The sequence below is a fragment of the Microbacterium sp. RU1D genome, assembly GCF_900156435.1.
In the GTDB taxonomy this organism is placed as follows: domain Bacteria; phylum Actinomycetota; class Actinomycetes; order Actinomycetales; family Microbacteriaceae; genus Microbacterium.
The window spans coordinates 518191-538019 of sequence record NZ_FTPQ01000002.1; the positions used below are offsets into that span (position 1 = coordinate 518191).

At 70.7% G+C, this 19829-nt stretch carries 20 protein-coding genes, 1 tRNA gene and 1 other RNA gene; 8 read left to right on the forward strand and 14 right to left on the reverse strand.

Annotated features, from left to right (window positions below; all coding sequences use genetic code 11):
• Positions 1 to 36 precede the first annotated feature (36 nt).
• The 3 genes from ilvD to otsA all read right to left on the reverse strand — a co-directional run bounded on the left by ilvD (position 37) and on the right by otsA (position 4218).
• On the reverse strand, positions 37 to 1755 hold the full coding sequence (ilvD, locus tag B0B15_RS11240; protein ID WP_076676101.1) for a dihydroxy-acid dehydratase: 1719 nt from the start codon (positions 1753 to 1755) through the stop codon (positions 37 to 39).
• A 143-nt stretch (positions 1756 to 1898) separates the two neighbouring features.
• Positions 1899 to 2678 (reverse strand): trehalose-phosphatase, encoded by a 780-nt coding sequence (gene otsB, locus B0B15_RS11245; RefSeq protein WP_076676103.1) that lies wholly within the window; start codon positions 2676 to 2678, stop codon positions 1899 to 1901.
• A 52-nt stretch (positions 2679 to 2730) separates the two neighbouring features.
• Positions 2731 to 4218 (reverse strand): alpha,alpha-trehalose-phosphate synthase (UDP-forming), encoded by a 1488-nt coding sequence (gene otsA, locus B0B15_RS11250; protein WP_256334280.1) that lies wholly within the window; start codon positions 4216 to 4218, stop codon positions 2731 to 2733.
• A gap of 214 nt (positions 4219 to 4432) precedes the next feature.
• Here otsA and B0B15_RS11255 point away from each other — a divergent pair, with 214 nt between their 5' ends.
• The gene (locus tag B0B15_RS11255) at positions 4433 to 4687 is read left to right on the forward strand and encodes a cytochrome c-type biogenesis protein (protein WP_076676105.1); all 255 of its coding nucleotides are present in this window, start codon (positions 4433 to 4435) and stop codon (positions 4685 to 4687) included.
• 64 nt (positions 4688 to 4751) lie between these two features.
• Here B0B15_RS11255 and B0B15_RS11260 read toward each other — a convergent pair whose 3' ends face one another.
• From B0B15_RS11260 to B0B15_RS11270, 3 genes are read right to left on the reverse strand one after another with little or no spacing between them, the layout of a single operon-like run.
• A complete protein-coding gene (locus B0B15_RS11260; RefSeq protein WP_076676107.1) occupies positions 4752 to 5939 on the reverse strand; it encodes an acetyl-CoA C-acetyltransferase in 1188 nt (395 codons plus the stop codon).
• Positions 5936 to 6589: a CoA transferase subunit B gene (locus tag B0B15_RS11265; RefSeq protein WP_176776624.1), complete on the reverse strand. Its 654-nt coding sequence runs from the start codon at positions 6587 to 6589 to the stop codon at positions 5936 to 5938. Before B0B15_RS11265 ends, B0B15_RS11260 begins: the two co-directional genes overlap by 4 nt.
• Positions 6589 to 7362: a CoA transferase subunit A gene (locus B0B15_RS11270; protein ID WP_076676109.1), complete on the reverse strand. Its 774-nt coding sequence runs from the start codon at positions 7360 to 7362 to the stop codon at positions 6589 to 6591. Before B0B15_RS11270 ends, B0B15_RS11265 begins: the two co-directional genes overlap by 1 nt.
• A gap of 103 nt (positions 7363 to 7465) precedes the next feature.
• Here B0B15_RS11270 and B0B15_RS11275 point away from each other — a divergent pair, with 103 nt between their 5' ends.
• From B0B15_RS11275 to B0B15_RS11285, 3 genes are all read left to right on the forward strand, one after another.
• Entirely contained in the window at positions 7466 to 8278 is an 813-nt protein-coding gene (locus tag B0B15_RS11275; RefSeq protein WP_076676111.1) for an IclR family transcriptional regulator, read from the forward strand.
• A 65-nt stretch (positions 8279 to 8343) separates the two neighbouring features.
• Positions 8344 to 8856: a MarR family winged helix-turn-helix transcriptional regulator gene (locus B0B15_RS11280; protein WP_076676113.1), complete on the forward strand. Its 513-nt coding sequence runs from the start codon at positions 8344 to 8346 to the stop codon at positions 8854 to 8856.
• On the forward strand, positions 8853 to 10085 hold the full coding sequence (locus tag B0B15_RS11285; RefSeq protein WP_076676115.1) for an MFS transporter: 1233 nt from the start codon (positions 8853 to 8855) through the stop codon (positions 10083 to 10085). Before B0B15_RS11280 ends, B0B15_RS11285 begins: the two co-directional genes overlap by 4 nt.
• A 59-nt stretch (positions 10086 to 10144) precedes the next feature.
• Here B0B15_RS11285 and B0B15_RS11290 read toward each other — a convergent pair whose 3' ends face one another.
• The 3 genes from B0B15_RS11290 to B0B15_RS11300 all read right to left on the reverse strand — a co-directional run bounded on the left by B0B15_RS11290 (position 10145) and on the right by B0B15_RS11300 (position 13152).
• Positions 10145 to 11059, reverse strand: coding sequence for an alpha/beta fold hydrolase (locus tag B0B15_RS11290; RefSeq protein WP_076676116.1), 915 nt, complete (start codon positions 11057 to 11059; stop codon positions 10145 to 10147).
• A 1164-nt stretch (positions 11060 to 12223) separates the two neighbouring features.
• Entirely contained in the window at positions 12224 to 12757 is a 534-nt protein-coding gene (locus B0B15_RS11295) for an NUDIX hydrolase (protein ID WP_076676118.1), read from the reverse strand.
• Between the two features lie 319 nt (positions 12758 to 13076).
• A tRNA-Lys gene (locus B0B15_RS11300) sits at positions 13077 to 13152 on the reverse strand.
• Positions 13153 to 13255: 103 nt separating this feature from the next.
• On the opposite strand from B0B15_RS11300, the gene B0B15_RS11305 reads away from it, so the two are divergent.
• Together B0B15_RS11305 and B0B15_RS11310 are read left to right on the forward strand one after the other, a co-directional pair.
• Positions 13256 to 14080, forward strand: coding sequence for an inositol monophosphatase family protein (locus B0B15_RS11305; protein WP_256334281.1), 825 nt, complete (start codon positions 13256 to 13258; stop codon positions 14078 to 14080).
• Positions 14080 to 14697, forward strand: coding sequence for a hypothetical protein (locus B0B15_RS11310; RefSeq protein ID WP_076676120.1), 618 nt, complete (start codon positions 14080 to 14082; stop codon positions 14695 to 14697). Before B0B15_RS11305 ends, B0B15_RS11310 begins: the two co-directional genes overlap by 1 nt.
• Before the next feature lie 146 nt (positions 14698 to 14843).
• On the opposite strand, the gene B0B15_RS11315 is transcribed toward B0B15_RS11310, so the two are convergent.
• Positions 14844 to 15140, reverse strand: a complete 297-nt coding sequence (locus tag B0B15_RS11315; protein WP_076676122.1) for a hypothetical protein — start codon at positions 15138 to 15140, stop codon at positions 14844 to 14846.
• A gap of 100 nt (positions 15141 to 15240) precedes the next feature.
• On the opposite strand from B0B15_RS11315, the gene B0B15_RS11320 reads away from it, so the two are divergent.
• Positions 15241 to 15780: a YaeQ family protein gene (locus tag B0B15_RS11320; RefSeq protein ID WP_076676124.1), complete on the forward strand. Its 540-nt coding sequence runs from the start codon at positions 15241 to 15243 to the stop codon at positions 15778 to 15780.
• A 217-nt stretch (positions 15781 to 15997) separates the two neighbouring features.
• Here B0B15_RS11320 and ssrA read toward each other — a convergent pair.
• Positions 15998 to 16368: a transfer-messenger RNA gene (gene ssrA, locus B0B15_RS11325) on the reverse strand.
• 194 nt (positions 16369 to 16562) lie between these two features.
• On the opposite strand from ssrA, the gene B0B15_RS11330 reads away from it, so the two are divergent.
• The gene (locus B0B15_RS11330) at positions 16563 to 17186 is read left to right on the forward strand and encodes an SIMPL domain-containing protein (protein ID WP_256334282.1); all 624 of its coding nucleotides are present in this window, start codon (positions 16563 to 16565) and stop codon (positions 17184 to 17186) included.
• 118 nt (positions 17187 to 17304) lie between these two features.
• Here B0B15_RS11330 and smpB read toward each other — a convergent pair whose 3' ends face one another.
• The 3 genes from smpB to ftsE form a co-directional block, all read right to left on the reverse strand.
• The gene (gene smpB / locus B0B15_RS11335) at positions 17305 to 17781 is read right to left on the reverse strand and encodes an SsrA-binding protein SmpB (protein WP_076676126.1); all 477 of its coding nucleotides are present in this window, start codon (positions 17779 to 17781) and stop codon (positions 17305 to 17307) included.
• 89 nt (positions 17782 to 17870) lie between these two features.
• Positions 17871 to 18788 carry a permease-like cell division protein FtsX gene (gene ftsX, locus B0B15_RS11340; protein ID WP_076676128.1) on the reverse strand — a complete coding sequence of 306 codons (918 nt, stop codon included), beginning with the start codon at positions 18786 to 18788 and terminating at the stop codon, positions 17871 to 17873.
• A complete protein-coding gene (gene ftsE, locus B0B15_RS11345) occupies positions 18785 to 19822 on the reverse strand; it encodes a cell division ATP-binding protein FtsE (protein WP_076676130.1) in 1038 nt (345 codons plus the stop codon). The genes ftsX and ftsE overlap by 4 nt, the downstream gene beginning before the upstream one ends.
• Positions 19823 to 19829 lie beyond the last annotated feature (7 nt).

Consider the following 19829-nt stretch of genomic DNA (forward strand, 5'->3'; position numbering starts at 1 on the left):
CTCGAGAACCGTAGGAAGGTGAGAAGGGGACGGCCGTCAGCCCGTGACCGCGCCCTCCGCGGCGGAGTGCACGAGCTTGGAGTACTTGGCCAGAACGCCACGGGTATAGCGCGGGGGAAGCGGTTCCCAGCCTTCGCGGCGGGAACTCAGCTCGGCCTCATCGACGATCAAGTCGAGAGTGCGAGCGGCGATATCGACCCGTATCAGATCACCATCGCGCACGAAGGCGATGGGACCTGCGTCCACCGCTTCGGGAGCTATGTGGCCGATGCACAGTCCGGTTGTGCCGCCTGAGAATCGACCGTCCGTCAAGAGTAGTACATCTTTTCCGAGGCCCGCGCCCTTGATGGCCGCCGTGATGGCGAGCATCTCGCGCATGCCCGGGCCGCCCTTGGGGCCCTCGTAGCGGATGACGACGACGTCGCCGGCGGCGATCTCGCCCGCCTCGAGGGCATCCATCGCCCCGCGCTCGCGTTCGAACACTCGAGCCGGACCCTCGAAGACGTTTCCGTCGAAGCCGGCCGACTTCACGACGGCGCCCTCGGGGGCTATCGAGCCGTGCAGGATCGTGATGCCACCGGTCGCGTGGATCGGGTCGTCGAACGAGTGGATGACCTTGCCGTCGACGGGGTCGGGGTTCAGATCGGCGAGGTTCTCGGCGAGCGTCTTACCCGTCACGGTGAGCGCGTCGCCATGCAGGAGGCCCTCGTCGAGCATCGCCTTCATGATGACCGGGATGCCGCCGTGGCGGTCGACGTCGTTCATGACGTACTGGCCGAAGGGCTTCATATCGGCGACGTGCGGGGTGCGGTCGCCGATGCGGTTGAAGTCGTGGAGGTTCAGCTCGACTTCGGCCTCGTTCGCGATGGCGAGCAGGTGCAGGACGACGTTGGTCGAACCGCCGAGCGCCATGGCGAGGGCGATGGCGTTCTCGAACGCCTCCTTGGTGAGGATGTCGCGCGTGGTGATGCCCTGACGCAGCAGGTTGACGACGGCTTCGCCGGAGCGGTGGGCGAAGTAGTCGCGACGGCGGTCGGCCGAGGGCGGGGCGGCGGAGCCGGGGAGGCTGAGACCGAGCGCCTCGGCGACGGAGGCCATCGTGTTGGCGGTGTACATGCCGCCGCAGGCGCCCTCGCCGGGCGCGATGGCGCACTCGATGCGCTTGAGGTCGGCCTCGCTCATCTTGCCCGCGAGGCACGCGCCCACGGCCTCGAACGAGTCGATGATCGTGACGTCCTTCTCGGTGCCGTCGCTGAGCTTGACCCAGCCCGGAGCGATCGAGCCGGCGTAGAGGAAGACGCTCGAGAGGTCGAGACGGGCGGATGCCATGAGCATGCCCGGAATGGACTTGTCGCAGCCGGCGAGCAGCACGGAGCCGTCGAGGCGCTCGGCCATCATGACCGTCTCGACGCTGTCGGCGATGACCTCGCGCGAGACGAGCGAGAAGTGCATGCCCTCGTGGCCCATCGAGATGCCGTCGGAGACGGAGATGGTGCCGAACTGCAGCGGGTATCCCCCACCGGCGTGGACGCCTTCCTTGGCGCCCTGCGCGAGGCGGTCGAGGCTGAGGTTGCAGGGGGTGATCTCGTTCCAGCTCGACGCGATGCCGATCTGGGGCTTGTCCCAGTCCTCGTCGCCCATGCCGACCGCGCGGAGCATGCCGCGCGAGGTGGTGGCTTCGATGCCGTCGGTGACGACGCGGCTGCGGGGCTTGATGTCGAACTCGCCGGTGTTCGGATTCTGCGGTGCGGGCATTCTCGAAGTCTATTGCGAGCGACACGGGCCCGACGCCGACCGGGCGGTGAACGGTGCATTCATAGCGGGTCGGGGCGCCGCCGACTGACCTCGATCCGGATCGAATCGAACCGCGGAGCGGAGACGTCGGCCATGCTCCCGCGTCAGCCCGTGTGCGCGCGCCGCAGGCGGGCCACCTGCTCGAGAACGGCCACGAAGGCCGCGATGTCGTCGACCCGCAGGGTCGCCGCCGTCTCTCCCCCGCCGACGCGCACACCGAGGTCGCCCGCCTGCAGCGATCGCAGGGCGTCCTCGTCGGTGACGTCGTCTCCGGCGAACAGAACGGCAGTCGCTCCCAGCCGCTCGCGCAGGTGGGCCACGGCGGAGTCCTTGCCCTCGTGGCGGAACGAGAACTCGAGGATGTCGTGACCGGTGCGGCGCCGCCACGACGGCGCTTCGGCGGTCAGGATGCCGTCGGTCACCTCCCGCGCGGCGCGAGCGGTCTCGGCATCCGCCGTCCGCGTGTGCAGACCGAGACCGAACTGCTTGGGCTCGACGCGCGCGCCGGGGAGGTCGGCGACGGCGCGGCGGATCTCCGCGGCGAGACGGTCGCGCAGCGCGCGCTCGTCAGCATCGTCGTCGGACGCGACGGCACCGGCGCCCGGCTCCCACGACTCGGCCCCGTGCGAGCCCATCAGCCACCAGGGCGAGGACTCGTCATGCTCCGCGATCACGCGGAGGTCGGCGAGCGTGCGACCCGAGACGAGGGCCACGGTCGTGGCCGGCAGGCCCGCCAGGTCGTCGAGCACGGCGCGGGCGTCCGGCGTCATGCGCGCCGACATCGGCTCGTCCACCAGCGGCGAGAGCGTGCCGTCGAAGTCGAGGGCGATCAGCAGCGACGCGGTGGTCGCGACCGCCTCCACGGCGGCGTCGGCGGCGGTCATGCGGCATCCATCCCCTCTTCGGCGCTGACGGGAGCGAGCGCCTCCGGCCCGGTCATCCGGCGTCCGTCTCGTCGATCGGCTCGTGCTCGGGGGCCGACCCGTCGTCGTCGCGGGTGACCTCGGCGGCGGCCGCGGCGGTGGAGGCCTTCTCGTGGAACACCGAGAGCGCTTCGAGGAAGTCTTCCGACCAGTCCTCGACGTCGTGGTCGCGCACGCGTTTGCGCAGCGCCCGCATGCGGCGGCCCTGCTCGGCGGCGGGCATCTCGAGCGCGCGCACGATGGCATCCTTCATGCCGTCGATGTCGTGCGGGTTGATGAGCAGGGCGCTGCCCATCTCGTCGGCGGCGCCGGCGAACTCGCTCAGCAGCAGCACGCCGCGGTTGTCGACGCGGCTGGCCACGTACTCCTTCGCGACGAGGTTCATTCCGTCGCGGAGCGCCGTGACGAGCATGATGTCGGCGGCGAGGAACAGCGCCACCATCTCCTCCCGCGGGTAGGACTGGTGCAGGTAGCGGATGGCTGTGTGCGTGGTGGTGTCGTGATCGCCGTTGATGCGACCGACGGTCATCTCGATCTCGTCGCGCAACTGCACGTACGCGTCGACGCGCTCGCGACTCGGGCTCGCGACCTGCACGAGGGTGGCGTCCTCGACGGTCGCGCGGCCGTCTTCGAGCAGCTCTCCCCAGGCCTTGAGGCGGTGGCGGATGCCCTTGGTGTAGTCGAGGCGGTCGACGCCGAGGAGGATCTTGCGCGGATTGCCCAGACCCTCGCGGATCTCCCTCGCGCGCTGCTGGATCTCCGGCTTCTGCGCCAGCTCGATGTAGGAGTCGGCGTCGATCGAGATCGGGAACGCCTTGGCGAGTGCCACGCGCGTCGTCTCGCCCTCGGGAACCAGGATGCCGCTGGCCTTGGTCTCGTACCGCAGCTGGCGCCGCACGGCCCGGGCGAAGTTGCCCGCGTCGGCCACGCGCTGGAAACCGATGACGTCGGCGCCGAGAAGCCCCTCGAGCACCTGCTTGCGCCACGGGAGCTGGGCGTAGAGGCCGTACGCGGGGAACGGGATGTGGTGGAAGTAACCGATGGTGAGGTCGGGGCGCAGCTCCCGCAGCATCTTGGGTACGAGCTGCAGCTGGTAGTCCTGCACCCAGACGATGCCGTTCTCGGCCGTGACCTCGGCGGCGGCGTCGGCGAAGCGCCGGTTGACCTTGACGTAGGCGTCCCACCAGGCGCGCTTGTACGTCGGGGCCGCGATGACGTCGTGATACAGCGGCCAGATGGTGTCGTTCGAGAAACCCTCGTAGTAGAGCTCGACGTCGGACGCCGACAGGGTCACGGGCACGAGGTGCGTGCCCTCGAAGTCGAACGGGTCCACGGTGGCGTCGGCTTGGCCGGCCCAGCCGACCCACGCGCCCTCGGCGCGGCGCATGACGGGTTCGAGGGCGGTGACGAGACCGCCGGGCGAGCGCCGCCACCCCTCACCATCGGGGGTGCGGTCGACGGGCAGGCGGTTGGCGACGACGACGAAATCGGCCTGGGTCACAGGTCCTCCTCGGGGATCGTCCTCAGGCTAACAGCGGACGACTCGCCCTCACGGGGGGCTGGACGCTCAGCGCAGGGACGCTCTCTCGATAAACGCCGTGCATGCCGGAACACGGCGAGCAGCCGCGAGTCTCGACATGAACGGCGTTTATCGGCGGGATCGGGGGCGCTGTCAAGCAGCGGCATCCGCCCCCGCTCCTCGGTAGGTTGGGCGCATGCGGCAGTACATCTTCGGAACCGGTCTCCTCAGCGCCATCACCGGCGGCGTCACGCTCCTGCGCGGCCTCAAGAACGACGAGCCGTTCACGTGGCGCACGGCGCTCGCGTGGTTGAGCTGGGGCATCACGCTCGCCCTCGCGATCGGCGCCGTCGTCGACACCCGTCGTGCGCGTCGCGGTCGCGTCATCGCGGGCGACTCCCCCATCTCGAAGAAGCAGGACAAGCTCTTGAAGAAGCGCCTCGCGCGCTGATCCCCTGACATCGACGGATGCCACGGCCTGACGGTCGTGGCATCCGTCTTCTCGTCTGCGGGTGTCAGCGGGTAAGGATGAGTGCGTCGCCCTGTCCGCCCCCGCCGCACAGCGCGACCGCCGCCGTTCCCCCTCCCCGGCGCACCAGCTCGTGGACGGCGTGCACGACGAGGCGGTTGCCCGAGGCGCCGATCGGGTGGCCGATGGCGATGCCCCCGCCGTGCGGGTTGACGACGTCGTCGGAGAGGCCGAGCTCGGCCTGGGAGCGCGCGACGACCGCGCCGAACGCCTCGTTGATCTCGACGAGGTCGAGGTCGGATGCCGCGATCCCCTGTTTCTGCAGCGCCTTCTCGATCGCCCGCGCGGGCTGGGCGTGGAGGGAGTTGTCGGGGCCGGCGACCTGACCGGAGGCGCCCACGACCGCGAGCACGTCCCAGCCGTGCTCCGCGGCGACGGCACGCGTGGTGACGACGACCGCGGAGGCTCCGTCGGAGATCTGCGAGGCGTTGCCCGCGGTGATCGACCCTCCCTCGGCGAAGGCCGGTCGCAGCTTCGCGAGCGTCTCGACCGTGGTGTCGGCGCGGATGCCCTCGTCGGCGGTGACGACGACCGGCCCGCCCTTGCGCTGCGGGATCGACACCGGCACGATCTCGGCGTCGAACACGCCGGCCGCCTGCGCGGCGGCGGCGCGCTGGTGGGACCGTGCGGACACGGCATCCTGCGCCCCGCGCGTCACCTTGTAGCGGGCGTTGGCCCGCTCGGTGGAGGCGCCCATGCTCTCGCGATCGTAGGCGTCGGTCAGGCCGTCGAAGGCCATGTGATCGAGCACTTCGACGGATCCGTAGGCGTACCCCTCGCGGGAGTTCATGAGCAGGTGCGGTGCGCGGGTCATCGACTCCATGCCGGCGGCGACGACGACGGTGGCGTCGCCCAGGCGCAGCAGGCGCGCGGCGTCGATGACGGCCGTGAGCCCGGAGAGGCACACCTTGTTGATCGTCGCGGCGTGCACGTCCCACCCGATGCCCGCGGCGATCGCGGCCTGGCGCGCGGCGTTCTGCCCCGCCCCGGCCTGCAGCACCTGCCCGACGAGCACCGCGTCGACGGCCTCGGCGGGGATGCCGCCGCGCTCGAGCGCCCCGCGGATGGCCGCGGCGCCGAGCTGCACCGCGGTGAGCGGCGCGAGCTGCCCCTTCAGGCGCCCCTGCGGGGTGCGGGCGGCGGCGACGATGACGACGTCGTTCTCGGATGTCATGCGTTCTGCTCCTCGGTGAGTCTGACGGTCAGCGGCGGCTCGGTGGCGGCCCGCACCTCGTCGACGCCCACCCCGGGGGCGAGTTCGACGAGCACGAGTCCATCCTCCGTCACGTCGATGACGGCGAGGTCGGTGATGATCCGGTCGACGACGCCGCGACCGGTGAGCGGCAGCGAGCAGGCGTCGACGATCTTCGGTGTGCCGTCCTTCGCGACGTGCTCCATCAGCACGATCACGCGTGCGGCGCCGTGCACGAGGTCCATCGCGCCGCCGGGGCCCTTGACCATCTTCCCGGGGATCATCCAGTTCGCCAGGTCTCCGGCTGCCGACACCTGCATCGCCCCGAGGATCGCGGCGTCGATCTTCCCGCCACGGATCATGCCGAAGCTCAGCGCGGAGTCGAAGAACGCGGCCCCCGGCGACGTGGTCACCGTCTCCTTGCCGGCGTTGATGAGGTCGGCATCCACGGCGTCCTCGGTCGGGTAGGGACCCACACCGAGGATGCCGTTCTCGGACTGCAGCACCACGGTGACGCCGTCGGGCACGTGATTGGGGACGAGCGTCGGGAGCCCGATGCCGAGGTTGACGTACGCGCCGTCGGCGAGCTCCCGGGCGGCGCGGGACGCCATCTCGATGCGGGAAAGGGCCATCAGCGGTTCTCCTCTCGGACGGTGCGCTTCTCGACGCGCTTGGCGATGTCGGGGCCGACCTCGACGATGCGGTGCACGTAGACGCCGGGCAGGTGCACGGCATCCGGGTCGATCTCCCCCGGTTCGACGAGGTGCTCGACCTGCACGATGCAGGTGCGACCGGCCATCGCGGCGAGGGGGTTGAAGCTGCGGGCGGCCTTCCGGAACACGAGGTTGCCGTGGCGGTCGCCCTTCCAGGCGTGGACGAGCGAGAAGTCGGTGGTGATCGCCTCTTCGAGGACGAACTCGCGCGACTGCCCGTGCACCTCGAACGTGCGGACGTCCTTCACCGGCGAGGCCACGGCCACGACGCCCGAGCCGTCGTACCGGCGGGGCAGTCCTCCCTCGGCGACCTGGGTGCCGACGCCCGTCTGCGTGTAGAAGGCCGCGATCCCCGATCCGCCGGCGCGGAGCTTCTCGGCGAGGGTGCCCTGGGGGGTGAGTTCGAGCTCGAGCTCGCCCGAGAGGAACTGCCGCTCGAACTCCTTGTTCTCGCCGACGTACGACGAGGTCATCTTGCGGATGCGGTGGGCGCCGAGCAGGATGCCGAGACCCCAGTCGTCGACGCCGCAGTTGTTCGAGACGACGGAGAGGTCACTCGTCCCCTGCGCGAGCAGAGCCTCGATGAGGGCGATGGGATTGCCCGAGAGACCGAAACCGCCGACGGCGAGCGATGCCCCGTCGGGGATGTCGGCGACGGCCTCGGCGGCCGAGGGCCAGGTCTTGTCGATCACGCGGACTCCTTCGTAGCTGCCCGATCCCACCGTGCGCTCCCCGCGCCCGCCTCCGCGACCCGGCGCTTGTCATGTGGATGCCGACCGGCCTAGTGTCCACATTGTGGACAACGCATCGCTTCCCTCCCCCCGCGCCGGCGCGGCGGGGGGTTCTGTTCCCGGAGCCCAGGCCATCGCGCGCGCCGCGCGCCTGTTGCGATTGGTGACCGCCGCGGGCGACGAGGGCGCGTCCGTGGGCGACCTCGCGCGCGACGCCGACCTCACCCGCCCGACCGTCCACCGTCTGCTGAGCGCGCTGCGCGTCGAGGGGCTCGTCGACCGCGACGAGGCGACCGGGCACTGGCTGCCGGGGCCGGAGCTCTATCTCATGGGAAGCGTCGCGGCATCCCGGTTCGACATCACCGCCACGGCGCGCGACATCGTGCGCTCCCTCGCCGTCCGCACGGAGGAGAGCGCGTTCCTCTCGGTGCGCCGCGGCGACGAGACCGTGTGCCTCGTGCGGGAGGACGGGAGCTTCCCGATCCGCTCGTTCGTGCTGTCGGAGGGGGTGCGCTTCCCGCTCGGCGTGGCGTCGGCGGGACTCGCGATCCTCGCTTTCCTGCCACCCCAGGATGTGGACGCGTACCTGGAGCGGCATCCCGAGCTGGCCGAGCGATGGGGCGCGTCGCACGCCCCGGCGCGCTTGCGCACCCGGATCGCCGACACGCAGGCCCGGGGCTACGCGGTCAATCCCGGATTGATCGTGGAAGGCAGCTGGGGCGTGGGAGCGGCGGTGTTCACCCGCGCGGGCGACCCGCAATGGGCGCTGAGCCTCACGGGGGTCGAGTTCCGCTTCGGCGGCGAGCGCCTCGCGGAGCTGGGGCGGATCCTGCTCGCGCACGCGCACCAACTGTCGACGCGGATCGCGGGGCGGTGACGTCGCGACGGCGCCCTTCCACCAAATAGATACCCTCGTTATATAACGGGGGTATACTTATCGTCATGACCCGTGACGACGACCTGCAGAGACTCCTGCTCGCGGTGCACGCTCTAACCCGCATCGCGGCGCTCGACACGCAGAACGACGCCCCGGCGGCACAGTGGCGCACCCTGACGCTGCTGCGCGACCACGGCCCGCAGCGGCTGGGTGATCTGGCGACCCTGAGTCGCATCAGCCAGCCCGGCATGACGCGTCTCGTGCACCAGATGGATGCCGCGGGACTCGTCGCCCGCGCCGCCCATCCGGGTGACTCCCGCGTCAGCGTCGTCGCCGCAACGGAGGCGGGCCTCGAGGCCCTGGAGCGGTGGTACGAGCAGTTCCGCGCCGCCCTCTCGCCGCACGTCGCCGACCTCTCGGCCGACGAGTGGGAGGCGGTCGGTGTCGCCGCGGCGGCGCTGTCGTCGCGTGTCGGGATGGCACCCCACCCGTCCGTCGCGGCGGCCGCGTCCCCGGCATCCGAATCCCCATCCGGATCCGTACAGATTTCCAAGAAGCAGAAGGAGGCCGTCCGGTGAGCACCGGTACCGCAGCAGCACCCAGTGTCTGGAAACAGCCCGCTCAAGTGTGGGCCGTCGCGTTCGCGTGCGTCGTGGCGTTCATGGGGATCGGTCTCGTCGACCCGATCCTCCCCGCCATCGCCGATTCGCTGCAGGCGACACCCGTGGAGACCGAGTTGCTGTTCACCAGCTACCTCGTGGTGACGGGTCTCGCGATGCTCGTGACGAGCTGGATCTCCAGCCGCATCGGCGCCAAGGCCACGCTGCTGGTGGGGCTCGGGCTCATCGTCGTGTTCTCGTTCCTGTGCGCCATCAGCGGCAGCGTCGACGCCGTGATCGGCTTCCGCGCGGGGTGGGGGCTCGGTAACGCGCTCTTCATCTCGACCGCCCTCGCGACCATCGTCGGCGCCGCCTCGGGCGGCAGCTCGGCCGCGATCGTCCTGTACGAAGCCGCCCTCGGCCTCGGCATCGCCGTGGGGCCGCTGCTCGGCGGCATCCTGGGCGAGGTCAGCTGGCGCGGACCGTTCTTCGGTGTCGTGGCGCTCATGGCGATCGCGTTCGTCGCGGTGCTCGTGCTGCTGCGGGGGCCGGCCCCGGCGCGTAACCCGCTGCCGTTCAGCGCACCGTTCAAGGCGCTCGGCCGCCCGGCGCTCGCGATCCTCGCGGCCACGGCCTTGTTCTACAACATCGGCTTCTTCACCCTCCTCGCCTTCTCGCCCTTCCCGCTCGGGTTCGGGGCGATGGGCATCGGCCTGACGTTCTTCGGCTGGGGTGTCGGGCTCGCGATCACGAGCGTGTGGGTCGCCCCGATCCTCCTCCGTCGGCTCCGGCTGACGACCGTGCTGCTGATCGCGCTCCCGCTGCTGGCGGTCGACCTGCTCGTCGCCGCGTTCATCGTGTCGTCGGCCACCGCGCTGGTGGTGTGCATCATCGTCGGCGGTCTCGTGCTGGGTGTGGTGAACACCGCGCTCACCGAGGCGGTCATGGAAGCCACCGATCTGCCGCGTTCGGTGGCGTCCTCGGCCTACTCGGCGGTGCGGTTCCTCGGCGGCGCGGTCGCCCCGCCGCTGGCCGCCCTCCTGTGGCACGCCTACGGCGCCGGCGTTCCCTACGTCATGGCCGCGGTGTCGGTCGCGATCTCGGCGGCGTGCATCCTGATCGGCCGCCGCCTGCTCGCGCACGTCGACCACAGCCACCCGGATGCCGCGGACGAAGGCGCAGCCGTGCTGGTCGGCGACGCCGCGTAACGCACGCGTTCAACGACGGCCGCTCCGCGCCTCGGCGGGGGCGGCCGTTCGCGTGTCGTCTACGGGCCTCCGTCGCGCCGCACCTCCTCAGCGACCGCGCGCGCCCCCTCGGTGGACATGACGATCGAGTAATGGTCGACGCCCGGAACCCGGGTCGCCGCGCGCAGTCGCGGATGGGCCCTCTCGAGTGCCAAAAGGTCGGGATACAGCGGCGGGACCTCCCCGCGCAGCCCCCGCTCGGCCGCCAGCAGCCGGGTGGGGCGTGGCATCCTTTCGAGTGCTGTCGCGATCGCCGCTCCCGTGTTCTGATCGAGCGAGTCCGCCTCGACGGTGGCGAACCGTGTTGCGGGACGCAGGTCGGGCTCATGCCCCACGAGGTCGTAGGCGAAGTAGGCGTCGAGGAGCGGATCCTCCCGGCCGGCGAACGCCGGATGCGCGCGCCAGAAGTCTCGGTACTCGGCGACGCTGTTGAACCGCATGTCGAGTCGCGCGGCGGTCGGTCCGAGCACGTGGCGCACCGCCTCGCGCGGGTCCATCCCGACCGGCAGGTCGAGGGGCAGCCCGCCATCGACGAGCACGACCCGCTCGACCCGATCCGGATGTCGATCTGCGAGCACCGCCGCGACGAACGCCCCCATGGAGTGGCCGACGACGATCGCGCGGTCGACACGCGAGGCGTCAAGGACGGCGGCCAGGTCGTCGGCGTGCTGCGCCAGGCCGGGGCGCCGTCGAGACGCCGCGCTGCGGCCGCGGCCGCGCAGGTCGGGGGCGATCAGCCGCGCCTCCGTCTCGCGGGCGACCCACGCCCATGCGAGGTGCGACGCGGTGACCCCGTGCACGAGCAGCCACGGCACGCCCTCGGCATCCGGATGCCATTCGCTGAGGCGCAGGGCACCTCCGGTGACGGGGACGTCGGTGGTCACGTGCTCCTGCGCGGGTGTTGAGAACGCGTCGTCGTTGCGGTCGGCGGGCATGCAGGAATGGTCGCACGATGCGGGGGGGGGGGGGGGGGGGGCGCGGACGCCGGGGTGTGGAGAACGTTGGGGCTGGCGGTCCCGCGCGGCGCTGGCGTGCGTGTTCACGGGCCCGAGACGGGCAGGCCAGCTCGCCGTGAGAATTTCCCACAGCGGCGCGGCCGTCGTGCTCGGCGGTGTCGCGGAACCGTTCTCGCACGACGGCAGACCAGCCGGGCTCGGCGGTGTCACCACGCACGATTCGACCGTGCGATCGGGCCTTTCCGGCGATGTCGGAGGTCGGCGTTAGCGTTCGGATATGAACACTTCCGTCGCTGAGACCGGCCGGTGGTCCCCGGTCTCACGGACCGGCGCGCTTCGCGTCGGCGCTCTCGCGGCGCAGGCCCTTTCAGCGGCGATCCACCGCGATACCCCGCCCCCGACCGTCGACGACCTCGACGCGCGGGCTGGCAGTGCCTGGGCGATCGAGGTCGGACTTCTCGAGCCGGTTTTCGGCGACGAGGAATCGTCTGCCGACATCGGCGTCTCCAGTCATGACTTCTGGCTCGAGCCGTGGCCTTCCGCCGGGCACGCACAGGCCGACGAGGGCAGCGCGGGTCGCGAAGCCGGCACCAGGACCCCGACCACGCCACGATCGGAGAATTCATCCGACCCCCGTGACGTCGCCGATGCCCGGCTCCGTTCTCTCGAGGCGGCCTCCGTCGAGCGACGCCGCCACACCGCCGAGGAGTACCGCCTCATCGCCATGGTCCTTCGCGACGCCGCCGTCGCTCCAGAACCGTGGGTCGGCGCCGACCCGGCCCTCGACGCCGCGTGGGCCGATGGGCGACGCCGGCGTATCGCGGCCGTCCGCCGCGAGGCGTTCACCCCTGGGTCACGAGGTCGGGGTCGATCCGCCGCCCTGCTGAAACTCGGTGCGTCGAGCAGAAGTGGCTCAGACACGGTGCGTCGAGCAGAACTGGCTCAGACACGGTGCGTCGAGCAGAACTGGCTCAGGCAGGGCGTGCCGAGCAGAACTGGCTCAGACAGGGCGTGCCGAGCAGAACTGGCTCAGGCAGGGCGTGCCGAGCGGAACCCGGCTCAGACACGGTGAGCCCGTGATGCCACGCATTCATCCTTTGAGCCTGGCACCCCGCGCCCCGCATCCCCGCGCGCGCAGCCCCGTCAGATCTCCGCACCGCGAACCTCCGCGACCCGCGTCACCAGCACGTCCCAGAACTGAGCGAAGCGCGCGTTCCACGGCGTGGCGAAGAGACCGTCCTGCCACCGTCGCCGCACCTCGTCGAGCGTGGCCCATTCGGCATCCAGGACCTCTTCGGGATCGATCCGCGGCGCCGGCTCCCCCTCGACGGCGGCCGCCCAGAGATCGAAGAGAGCGCGCTCCTCCACGACGCGGCCGACGAGCACGAGATCATCCGGCGCGAGGGTGATCCCCACCTCCTCGTCGACCTCGCGAACAGCCCCGCGGCGGCTGGACTCGCCCCGTAGCGCGCTCCCCGCCGGGAACTCCCACGCCAGGGGATAGTCCTTCCCCTCCGCGCGCCTGCTCACCAGCACCCGCCCGGTGCCGGACACGATGCACACGGAAGCCACGATGTGGAACGAGCCGGCCGGCACCGGCCCGTCGCCGCGGCGGTGGAGGCCACCGGTCGGCGTGCCCTGCACGTCGGTCACGTCCCAGATCTCGTCGTCGGCCATGTCGCTTCCCCGATCCTGGCGCGCGGAATGCGCGCAATGCGTCCATCCTGCTCACCGTCCGGCGCGCGGGCGCGCATCGCCCCGGGGATGCGCAGGATCCGGTCCGCGCACACCTGCTCGTGCCCGCGCCGAGGGTCACGGGCTGCACACCGCCTCCGCCGGAACCGCAGAAAGATCGCCACGAAATGAGCGAGGTCGCATGCAGCCTTCTCACCCGCGGGCGACTCCTCCGGGAATGCACCCGCGTCGGCGAAAAGCGGCCCGCGTGGAGAACGCGATATCCCCTCCACACGCGATGCGGTGAAGGGGATCTCGAAGGTGGTGCACCCCCTGGGACTTGAACCCAGAACCCACTGATTAAGAGTCAGTTGCTCTGCCGATTGAGCTAGAGGTGCGTTCCGTTCGGCCGGAGTTTCGCTCTCCGCGCCGAGGAATGACATTACCAGGGGTGACACGACCACACCAAATCGAGCCAGGAACGCCGGTTATCCTGGTGCCGTGTCCCGCATCGAAGAGCCCGCCGCGACCCCCGCGGACCCGACCGACGATCTCGCACTCGCCCTCCGCTTGGCCGATGCCGCCGACGCGGTCGCCATGCAGCGTTTCGACGCCGTCGATCTGCGCATCGACACCAAGCCCGACCGCACGCACGTCACCGAGGCCGACCTCGCCACCGAGCGCGCCATCCGCGAGATCCTGGATGCCGAGCGCCCCGCCGACGGGATCCTGGGCGAGGAGTACGGCAGCTCCGGCGACACCTCCCGACGCTGGGTGATCGACCCCATCGACGGCACACACAACTACATGCGCGGCATCCCCGTGTGGGCGACGCTGATCGCCCTCACCGTCGACGGCGTCCCCACCGTGGGTGTGGTGAGCCAGCCCGCGATCGGCCGCCGCTGGTGGGCCGCGACGGGACAGGGCGCCTGGACGACCACCGCCACCGGGGACACCCGCCGCATCCAGGTGTCCGAGATCGACGACCTCGCGGCCTCGAGCATCAGCTTCCAGAGCATCGAGCAGTGGGACGACGTCGACCTCGTTTCCACGCTCGAGCGCCTCGCCCGCGCCGTCTGGCGCGACCGCGCTTACGGCGACGCCCTGCCATACATGTGGCTCGCCGAGGGGCGGCTCGAACTGGTCGCCGAGTTCGGCGTGAAGGAGTATGACATCGCGGCGATCGCGCCCATCGTGCGCGAGGCCGGCGGACGCTTCACCGCGTTCGACGGAACCGACCGCCTGGATGCCGAGTCCTCGGTGGCCACGAACGGTGTGCTGCACGACGCGTTCCTCGCGCTGCTGCACGAGGGAGACGGATCGTGATGACTCGCTCCACCACCGAAACACCCATCCGACCCCCTCGCTCGCGCGTCTCCGCGATCGCGATCGTCGGTGTCGTCGCGACCCTGGCGCTGGCGGGCTGCACGTCGCCCGCTCCTGCCCCCGCGACCGCGGGTGACCAGCCGACGCCGACCGCCGCCGCACCGGACGCGTCGACTTCGGAGCCGTCGGCTTCGCCCACCGCCGAGGAGACTCCCCCGCCCGACCCCACGTGCGAGAACATCATCCCGCAGGCCACCGCCGACGATTTCCGGAGCATCGGCTGGACGTCGCAGGAGGATGAGTTCCGCATCGGCGCCACGGCGCTCGACGACGGCATCCAGTGCAAGTGGGGCGACACGAAGATCGCCTCCGACCGTGTGCAGATCTTCGGCTGGGCGCCGATCGACGACGACACCGCGCGCTCGGCGCAGAAAGATCTCGTCGCGGCCGGCTGGAAAGTCGAGAAGGATGCCGACGGCACCTACGTCACCGAGAATCCCGAGTGGCTGAACGGGCGGGGCGCCGACGGCTACGGCCTGACGTACTTCTTCGGCGACGGCTTCGTGAAGCTCGCCGACACCCGGCAGAGCCTCATCCTCGTCCAGACCCCGCGTTAGCCCGGCCGATCGCCGGCCCGGTCCGCCGTCACCGGCACGGGTGGCGAACCGGCAGCCCGCGCGGCCGGTCGCCGGCCCGGTTCGCCGTCACCGGCACGGGTGGCGAACCGGCAGCCCGCGCGGTCGGTCGTCGGCTCGGCCCGCCGTCACCGGTACGGGTTGCGTGCCTCCGCGTCGCGCGCCGCCGAGAACCCCTCGTCCCACGCGTCGCCCCGCGCCTCCACGTCCCGCCAGAAGGCGTCGGCCTGCAGCACCCGTTGCGCGAACGCGACCCAGTCCGTCCAGCCGGCCGTGACGGTGCCGGTCCCGCCTTCAGCGCCCCCGGTTCCGGATGCCGCGCCGTCCCGGCCGCGCTCCTGCACGGCGGTCCATGTGGACGCGTCGGGCGTCGGGAGGAGGTGGAACGGACCGACGTCGATGCGGAGGGCGCGGGGATCTGGCATCCCTCGACGCTAGGCGGCGTCGACGTGTCGGGGCAACGCTCCCCGCGGGCGCCGCGCTCCCGGCACGGGCGGTGCACGCTCTCGCGTAGGCTCGATCCTCGTGGCTATCGGCGCGACCATTCACACCTTCACGGTGCAGCTCTCCGACGTCGATCGCGGCGTCTACGACGAACTGCCGCTGCGGGTCGCGCGGCATCCGTCCGAGACCGCGCCGTACATGCTCACCCGCGTGCTCGCGTACTGCCTCGAGTTCGAAGAGGGCATCGCCTTCAGCGAGGGCGTCGCCGCGACCGACGAACCGGCCGTCATGGTGCGCGATCTCACCGGCGCGCTCGTCGCGTGGGTGGAGGTCGGAGCCCCGGATGCCGCCCGCCTGCACACCGGCAGCATGAAGGCCGAGCGGGTCGCGATCTACACCCACCGCGACCCCGAGAAGGTCGCCGCCGCGTGGGCGGGCAAGCGCATCCACCGCGCCGACGAGGTGCTGCTGCACAGCTTCGACCCCGGCTTCGTCGAACGGATGTCGGAGGCGATCGATCGACGCAGCAGCGCCACGCTGACGCGCACCGAGGGACGCATCTACCTCGAGCTCAATGGCGTCTCGGGCGAGAGCGACATCCACACGCGCAGCGCGGGCTGACCGGCGCAGCGCGGGCTGACCGGCGCAGCGCGGGCTGACGGGCGCAGTGCGGGCGGGCCGGCGCAGTGCAGGCCGGCGAGTCTGGCGCGGGCTGACCGGCGCAGTGCGGGATGACAGGCGCACCGAACCCCGCACAGTCCGACACGCGAGAAAGCCCCCGCCCCCGCCGAAACGGGCGGGAGCGAGGGCTTTGGTGATGACTCGTCGTGACAACGGCTCGTGGAGCTGGGGGGAATCGAACCCCCGTCCAACGCTGGGTCTCCGCGTTTTCTCCGGGCGCAGTCTGTGCAGACGTTCTGCTCGGCTCCGACCTTTGTCACAGACACCTAAGTCGACGAGCCCAGCCTGGGAAAAGTCCCGCGTGACGTCCAGACGCCGTCACGCAGCAAGACCCCTAGATGACGCCAGGATCCGTGGCGGGGTCACACACGGTCTGACGGACTATCGGGCTCGCTTACGCAGCGAGGGCGAAGTCAGTGCGCTTGGTTTCGGCACTTATTGTTTTGCAGGGAGCGTTAACGAGATAACCCCACATCCTCGGCCCGCTTTCTCGCGGGTTCGCAGACGCTGTCGAAACCGATCAGCCCCGGGAACTCCGTGAAGGAGCGGCCGTTGTCACGCTGTTGAGTTGCCACACCCGGGAGCCGAAGCACCCGAGCATCACAGTCTACAACGCATCGACGGCTCTCGAATTCCCCGAGGGCGACGACCCGTCGCACAGAGCGCCCGCACCGACTCGTCGCGCCCGTCGCCCTCTCGACGTCGTCCCGTAGGCTCACCGCATGAGCGACGTCGTCATCACCGTCCGCGGCGAGAGCAACGCCCGCGTCCGCGCCGAGGAAGCCGCGGTGCGCGTCACCGTATCCGTCGACGGTCCCTCCCGCGGCCCCGTCGTCGAGCAGGCGCAGGAGCGTGCCTCGGTCGTGCAGGACGGCCTGGTGGCCCACCTGAGATCAGGCGAGGTGTCGGAGTGGTCCAGCGCGCGCGTCTCGGTCTGGTCGGACCGGCCGTGGAACGCCGAGGGAGCGCAACTCCCCCTCGTGCACCACGCCAGCGTGGAGCTCTCGGCCACCTTCGTCGATGCCGGTGCCCTGTCGTGGTGGCTCGGCGACGTCACCGAGTCCGACGACGTGCAGGTCACGGCCGTCGACTGGCGCCTCTCCCCCGACACCCGCACGCGAACGGAGCGCGAGGTCGCCGCCGAAGCCGTGCACGTGGCCGTCGAGCGCGCCGCCGCCTACGCCGACGCGCTCGGACTGGCATCCGTCTCCGCCGTCGAGATGGCGGATGCCGGACTGCTCGGAGCGCGCCCCGAAAGCCCCTTCGCCGCGACGGGGGCCCGCATGATGGCCGCTCGTCGACCGCGGGGTCGTCGTTCAGCCTGCAGCCGCCGGAGATCGTCGTGACCTCGGTCGTCGAGGGGCGCTTCCGCGCGGAGTGAGGGAACGCACTCGCCGAGGCGGTTGCTGGTGCGGATGGCACGCTCGGCCGCGCGCTTGTCCTGGCGCTCCGGAGTAACGCGACCTACTCGCCGAGGCGGTTCTTGGTGCGCATGGCGCGTTCGGCCTCGCGCTTGTCCTCGCGCTCGCGGATCGTCTGGCGCTTCTCGAACTCGCGCTTGCCCTTGGCGACCGCGATCTCGACCTTGGCGCGACCGTCGAGGAAGTACAGGCGCAGCGGCACGAGGGTGTATCCCCCGGCGGCGACCGCGTGGGAGAGCTTGACGATCTCCTCCTTGTGCAGCAGCAGCTTGCGCGTGCGCTTCGCGGAGTGGTTCGTCCAGTGACCCTGCGAGTACTCCGGGATGTGGACGGCGTCGAGGAAGGCCTGCCCTCCGTCGATGTACGCGTAGCCGTCGGTGAGGTTGGCGCGCCCCTGGCGCAGCGACTTCACCTCGGTACCGGTCAGCACGAGGCCGGCCTCGTAGGTCTTCTCGATGGCGTAGTCGTGGCGCGCCTTCTTGTTCGACGCGATGAGCTTCTCACCCTGCTCACGAGGCATGGTGCCACCTCCTCATGATCATGGGCACACAGAGCCCTACAGTCTACAGGTTCCACGGCCGCAGGGCCGCCGCCGCGGCGCCCCGGCGCTCAGGCGCGCAGCCAGCGACGGATCGCGAAGCTCGCGCTGAGGGCGGCGAGGATCACGCCGATCACCACGATGACCGGGATGACGAAGGCGACGTCGCCGACGCCCACCCACGACGTGATGAACCCGATGCGGTCGCGCAGGTACTGGTTGACCCCCACGCCGACGATCGCCCACACCGCCACGCTCGCGAGAGCGGAACCGACCAGAGCGGCCAGGACGCCCTCCACGACGAACGGCGTCTGGATGAAGCGGTTCGAGGCACCGACGAGACGCATGATGCCGAGTTCCCGACGACGCGCGAAAGCCGAGAGACGGATCGTCGTCGCGATCAGCAGCACGGCGGCGATCAGCATGAGACCGGCGATCCCGACCGCGACGTAGGTGGCGACGGTCAGCGCCTGGAACAACGGCTCGAGGTACTGCATCTGGTTCGTGACCTCTTCGACGCCCGCCTGGCCGCTGAAGGCCTCGATGATGACGTCGGACTGGTTCTGGTCGACGAGGTTGATGCTGAAGGTCGCGTTGAACTGATCGGCGCTGACGACGCCGATGATGTCGTCGGGCAGGAGGCCCTTGGCGTTTTCGAACACCTGCTCGCTCGTGGAGTAGGTGTAATCGCGGATCAGCGGGGCGAGGGCGTCGCCGTCGAGCTTCGCGGTCACCGCGTCGATCTGCTCCTGCGTGGCGGCCTGGCCCGTGGTGCACGTGTCGACATCGGACACGGTCGCGCACATCGACACCGCCACCTGGGCGCGATCGGCCCAGTACGACTGCATCTTGCCGATCTGCATCTGCATGAGCATGGCCGCGCCGACGAAGGTCAGCGACACGAAGGTCACGAGGATGACCGAGATCACCATCGAGGCGTTGCGACGGAGGCCCGTGAAGGCCTCCGAGAGGATGAGCCCGAACCTCATGACGTGGGTCCCACTTCGTCGTTGCGATCGGTCTTCTTCCCGAGACCGAGGCGGTCGGCGAGGCCCAGGGCCTCGACGTCGGGGGTCGTGACCGGGATGGAGCGCGTGTTCGTGCCGGGCTCGCGCGCGGGCTCCGCGGCGGGCGTGGTCACCGCGCGGGCGGGGGCCTCGGCATCCGGGGCCGCTGCGGGCGCGGGGGCGGGGGCGTGGAGGCTGGCGTTCACCGGCGGCAGCGGTTCGACAGGGCCGGTCACGCCCGTGACCTCGCGCTGCACCTCGAGCACGGCGGTGAGGGCGGCCACCGCGGCGGCGCCCTTCTCGACCTCCGGCGCCAGGCGCGGCAGGCTGGCGGTGTCACCGTAGCCGCCGTGACGCTCGTCGCGCACCATCTCTCCGCCGCGCAGCTCGATCACGCGGCGCTGCATCTGGTCGACGAAACCGGCCTCGTGCGTGGCCATGACGACCGTGGTGCCGCCGGCGTTGATGCGCGCGAGCAGGCGCATGATGTCGATCGAGGTGCCGGGGTCGAGGTTTCCGGTCGGCTCGTCGGCGAGGAGCACCTGCGGACGGTTGACGAGGGCCCGCGCGATCGCGACGCGCTGCTGCTCACCACCCGACAATTCGTGGGGCAGGCGCTTCTCCTTGCCGTCGAGACCGACGAGCGCCAGCACCTCGGGCACGGCCTGCTGGATGAAACCGCGCGAAGCTCCCGTGACCTGCAGCGTGAACGCGACGTTCTGATGCACCGTCTTGTTGGGCAGCAGGCGGAAATCCTGGAACACCGAACCGATGTGCCGGCGGAAGTACGGGACCTTGCGGTTCGACAGCGTGCGCAGGTCGCGGCCGAGCACGACCACGCGCCCCTCACTGGGGGTCTCCGCCCGCAGGATCAGCTGCAGGCACGACGATTTGCCCGAACCCGAGGCTCCGACGAGGAAGACGAACTCCCCGCGCTGCACCTCGAAGTCGACGGCGTTCAGGGCGGGCTTCGCGGTGCCGCGATACCTCTTGGTGACGTTCTCGAACCGGATCATGGCTCGA

Coding starts and splice junctions, on each gene's coding strand:
- B0B15_RS11290 (WP_076676116.1), bottom strand. CDS start 11,059: ATGCCCGCCGACCGCAACGACGACGCGTTCTCAACACCCGCGCAGGAG.
- B0B15_RS11310 (WP_076676120.1), top strand. CDS start 14,080: ATGACTCGCTCCACCACCGAAACACCCATCCGACCCCCTCGCTCGCGC.
- ilvD (WP_076676101.1), bottom strand. CDS start 1,755: ATGCCCGCACCGCAGAATCCGAACACCGGCGAGTTCGACATCAAGCCC.
- B0B15_RS11280 (WP_076676113.1), top strand. CDS start 8,344: ATGACCCGTGACGACGACCTGCAGAGACTCCTGCTCGCGGTGCACGCT.
- B0B15_RS11265 (WP_176776624.1), bottom strand. CDS start 6,589: ATGGCCCTTTCCCGCATCGAGATGGCGTCCCGCGCCGCCCGGGAGCTC.
- B0B15_RS11315 (WP_076676122.1), bottom strand. CDS start 15,140: ATGCCAGATCCCCGCGCCCTCCGCATCGACGTCGGTCCGTTCCACCTC.
- otsB (WP_076676103.1), bottom strand. CDS start 2,678: ATGACCGCCGCCGACGCCGCCGTGGAGGCGGTCGCGACCACCGCGTCG.
- B0B15_RS11330 (WP_256334282.1), top strand. CDS start 16,563: ATGAGCGACGTCGTCATCACCGTCCGCGGCGAGAGCAACGCCCGCGTC.
- B0B15_RS11255 (WP_076676105.1), top strand. CDS start 4,433: ATGCGGCAGTACATCTTCGGAACCGGTCTCCTCAGCGCCATCACCGGC.
- ftsE (WP_076676130.1), bottom strand. CDS start 19,822: ATGATCCGGTTCGAGAACGTCACCAAGAGGTATCGCGGCACCGCGAAG.
- smpB (WP_076676126.1), bottom strand. CDS start 17,781: ATGCCTCGTGAGCAGGGTGAGAAGCTCATCGCGTCGAACAAGAAGGCG.
- B0B15_RS11295 (WP_076676118.1), bottom strand. CDS start 12,757: ATGGCCGACGACGAGATCTGGGACGTGACCGACGTGCAGGGCACGCCG.
- B0B15_RS11260 (WP_076676107.1), bottom strand. CDS start 5,939: ATGACATCCGAGAACGACGTCGTCATCGTCGCCGCCGCCCGCACCCCG.
- ftsX (WP_076676128.1), bottom strand. CDS start 18,788: ATGAGGTTCGGGCTCATCCTCTCGGAGGCCTTCACGGGCCTCCGTCGC.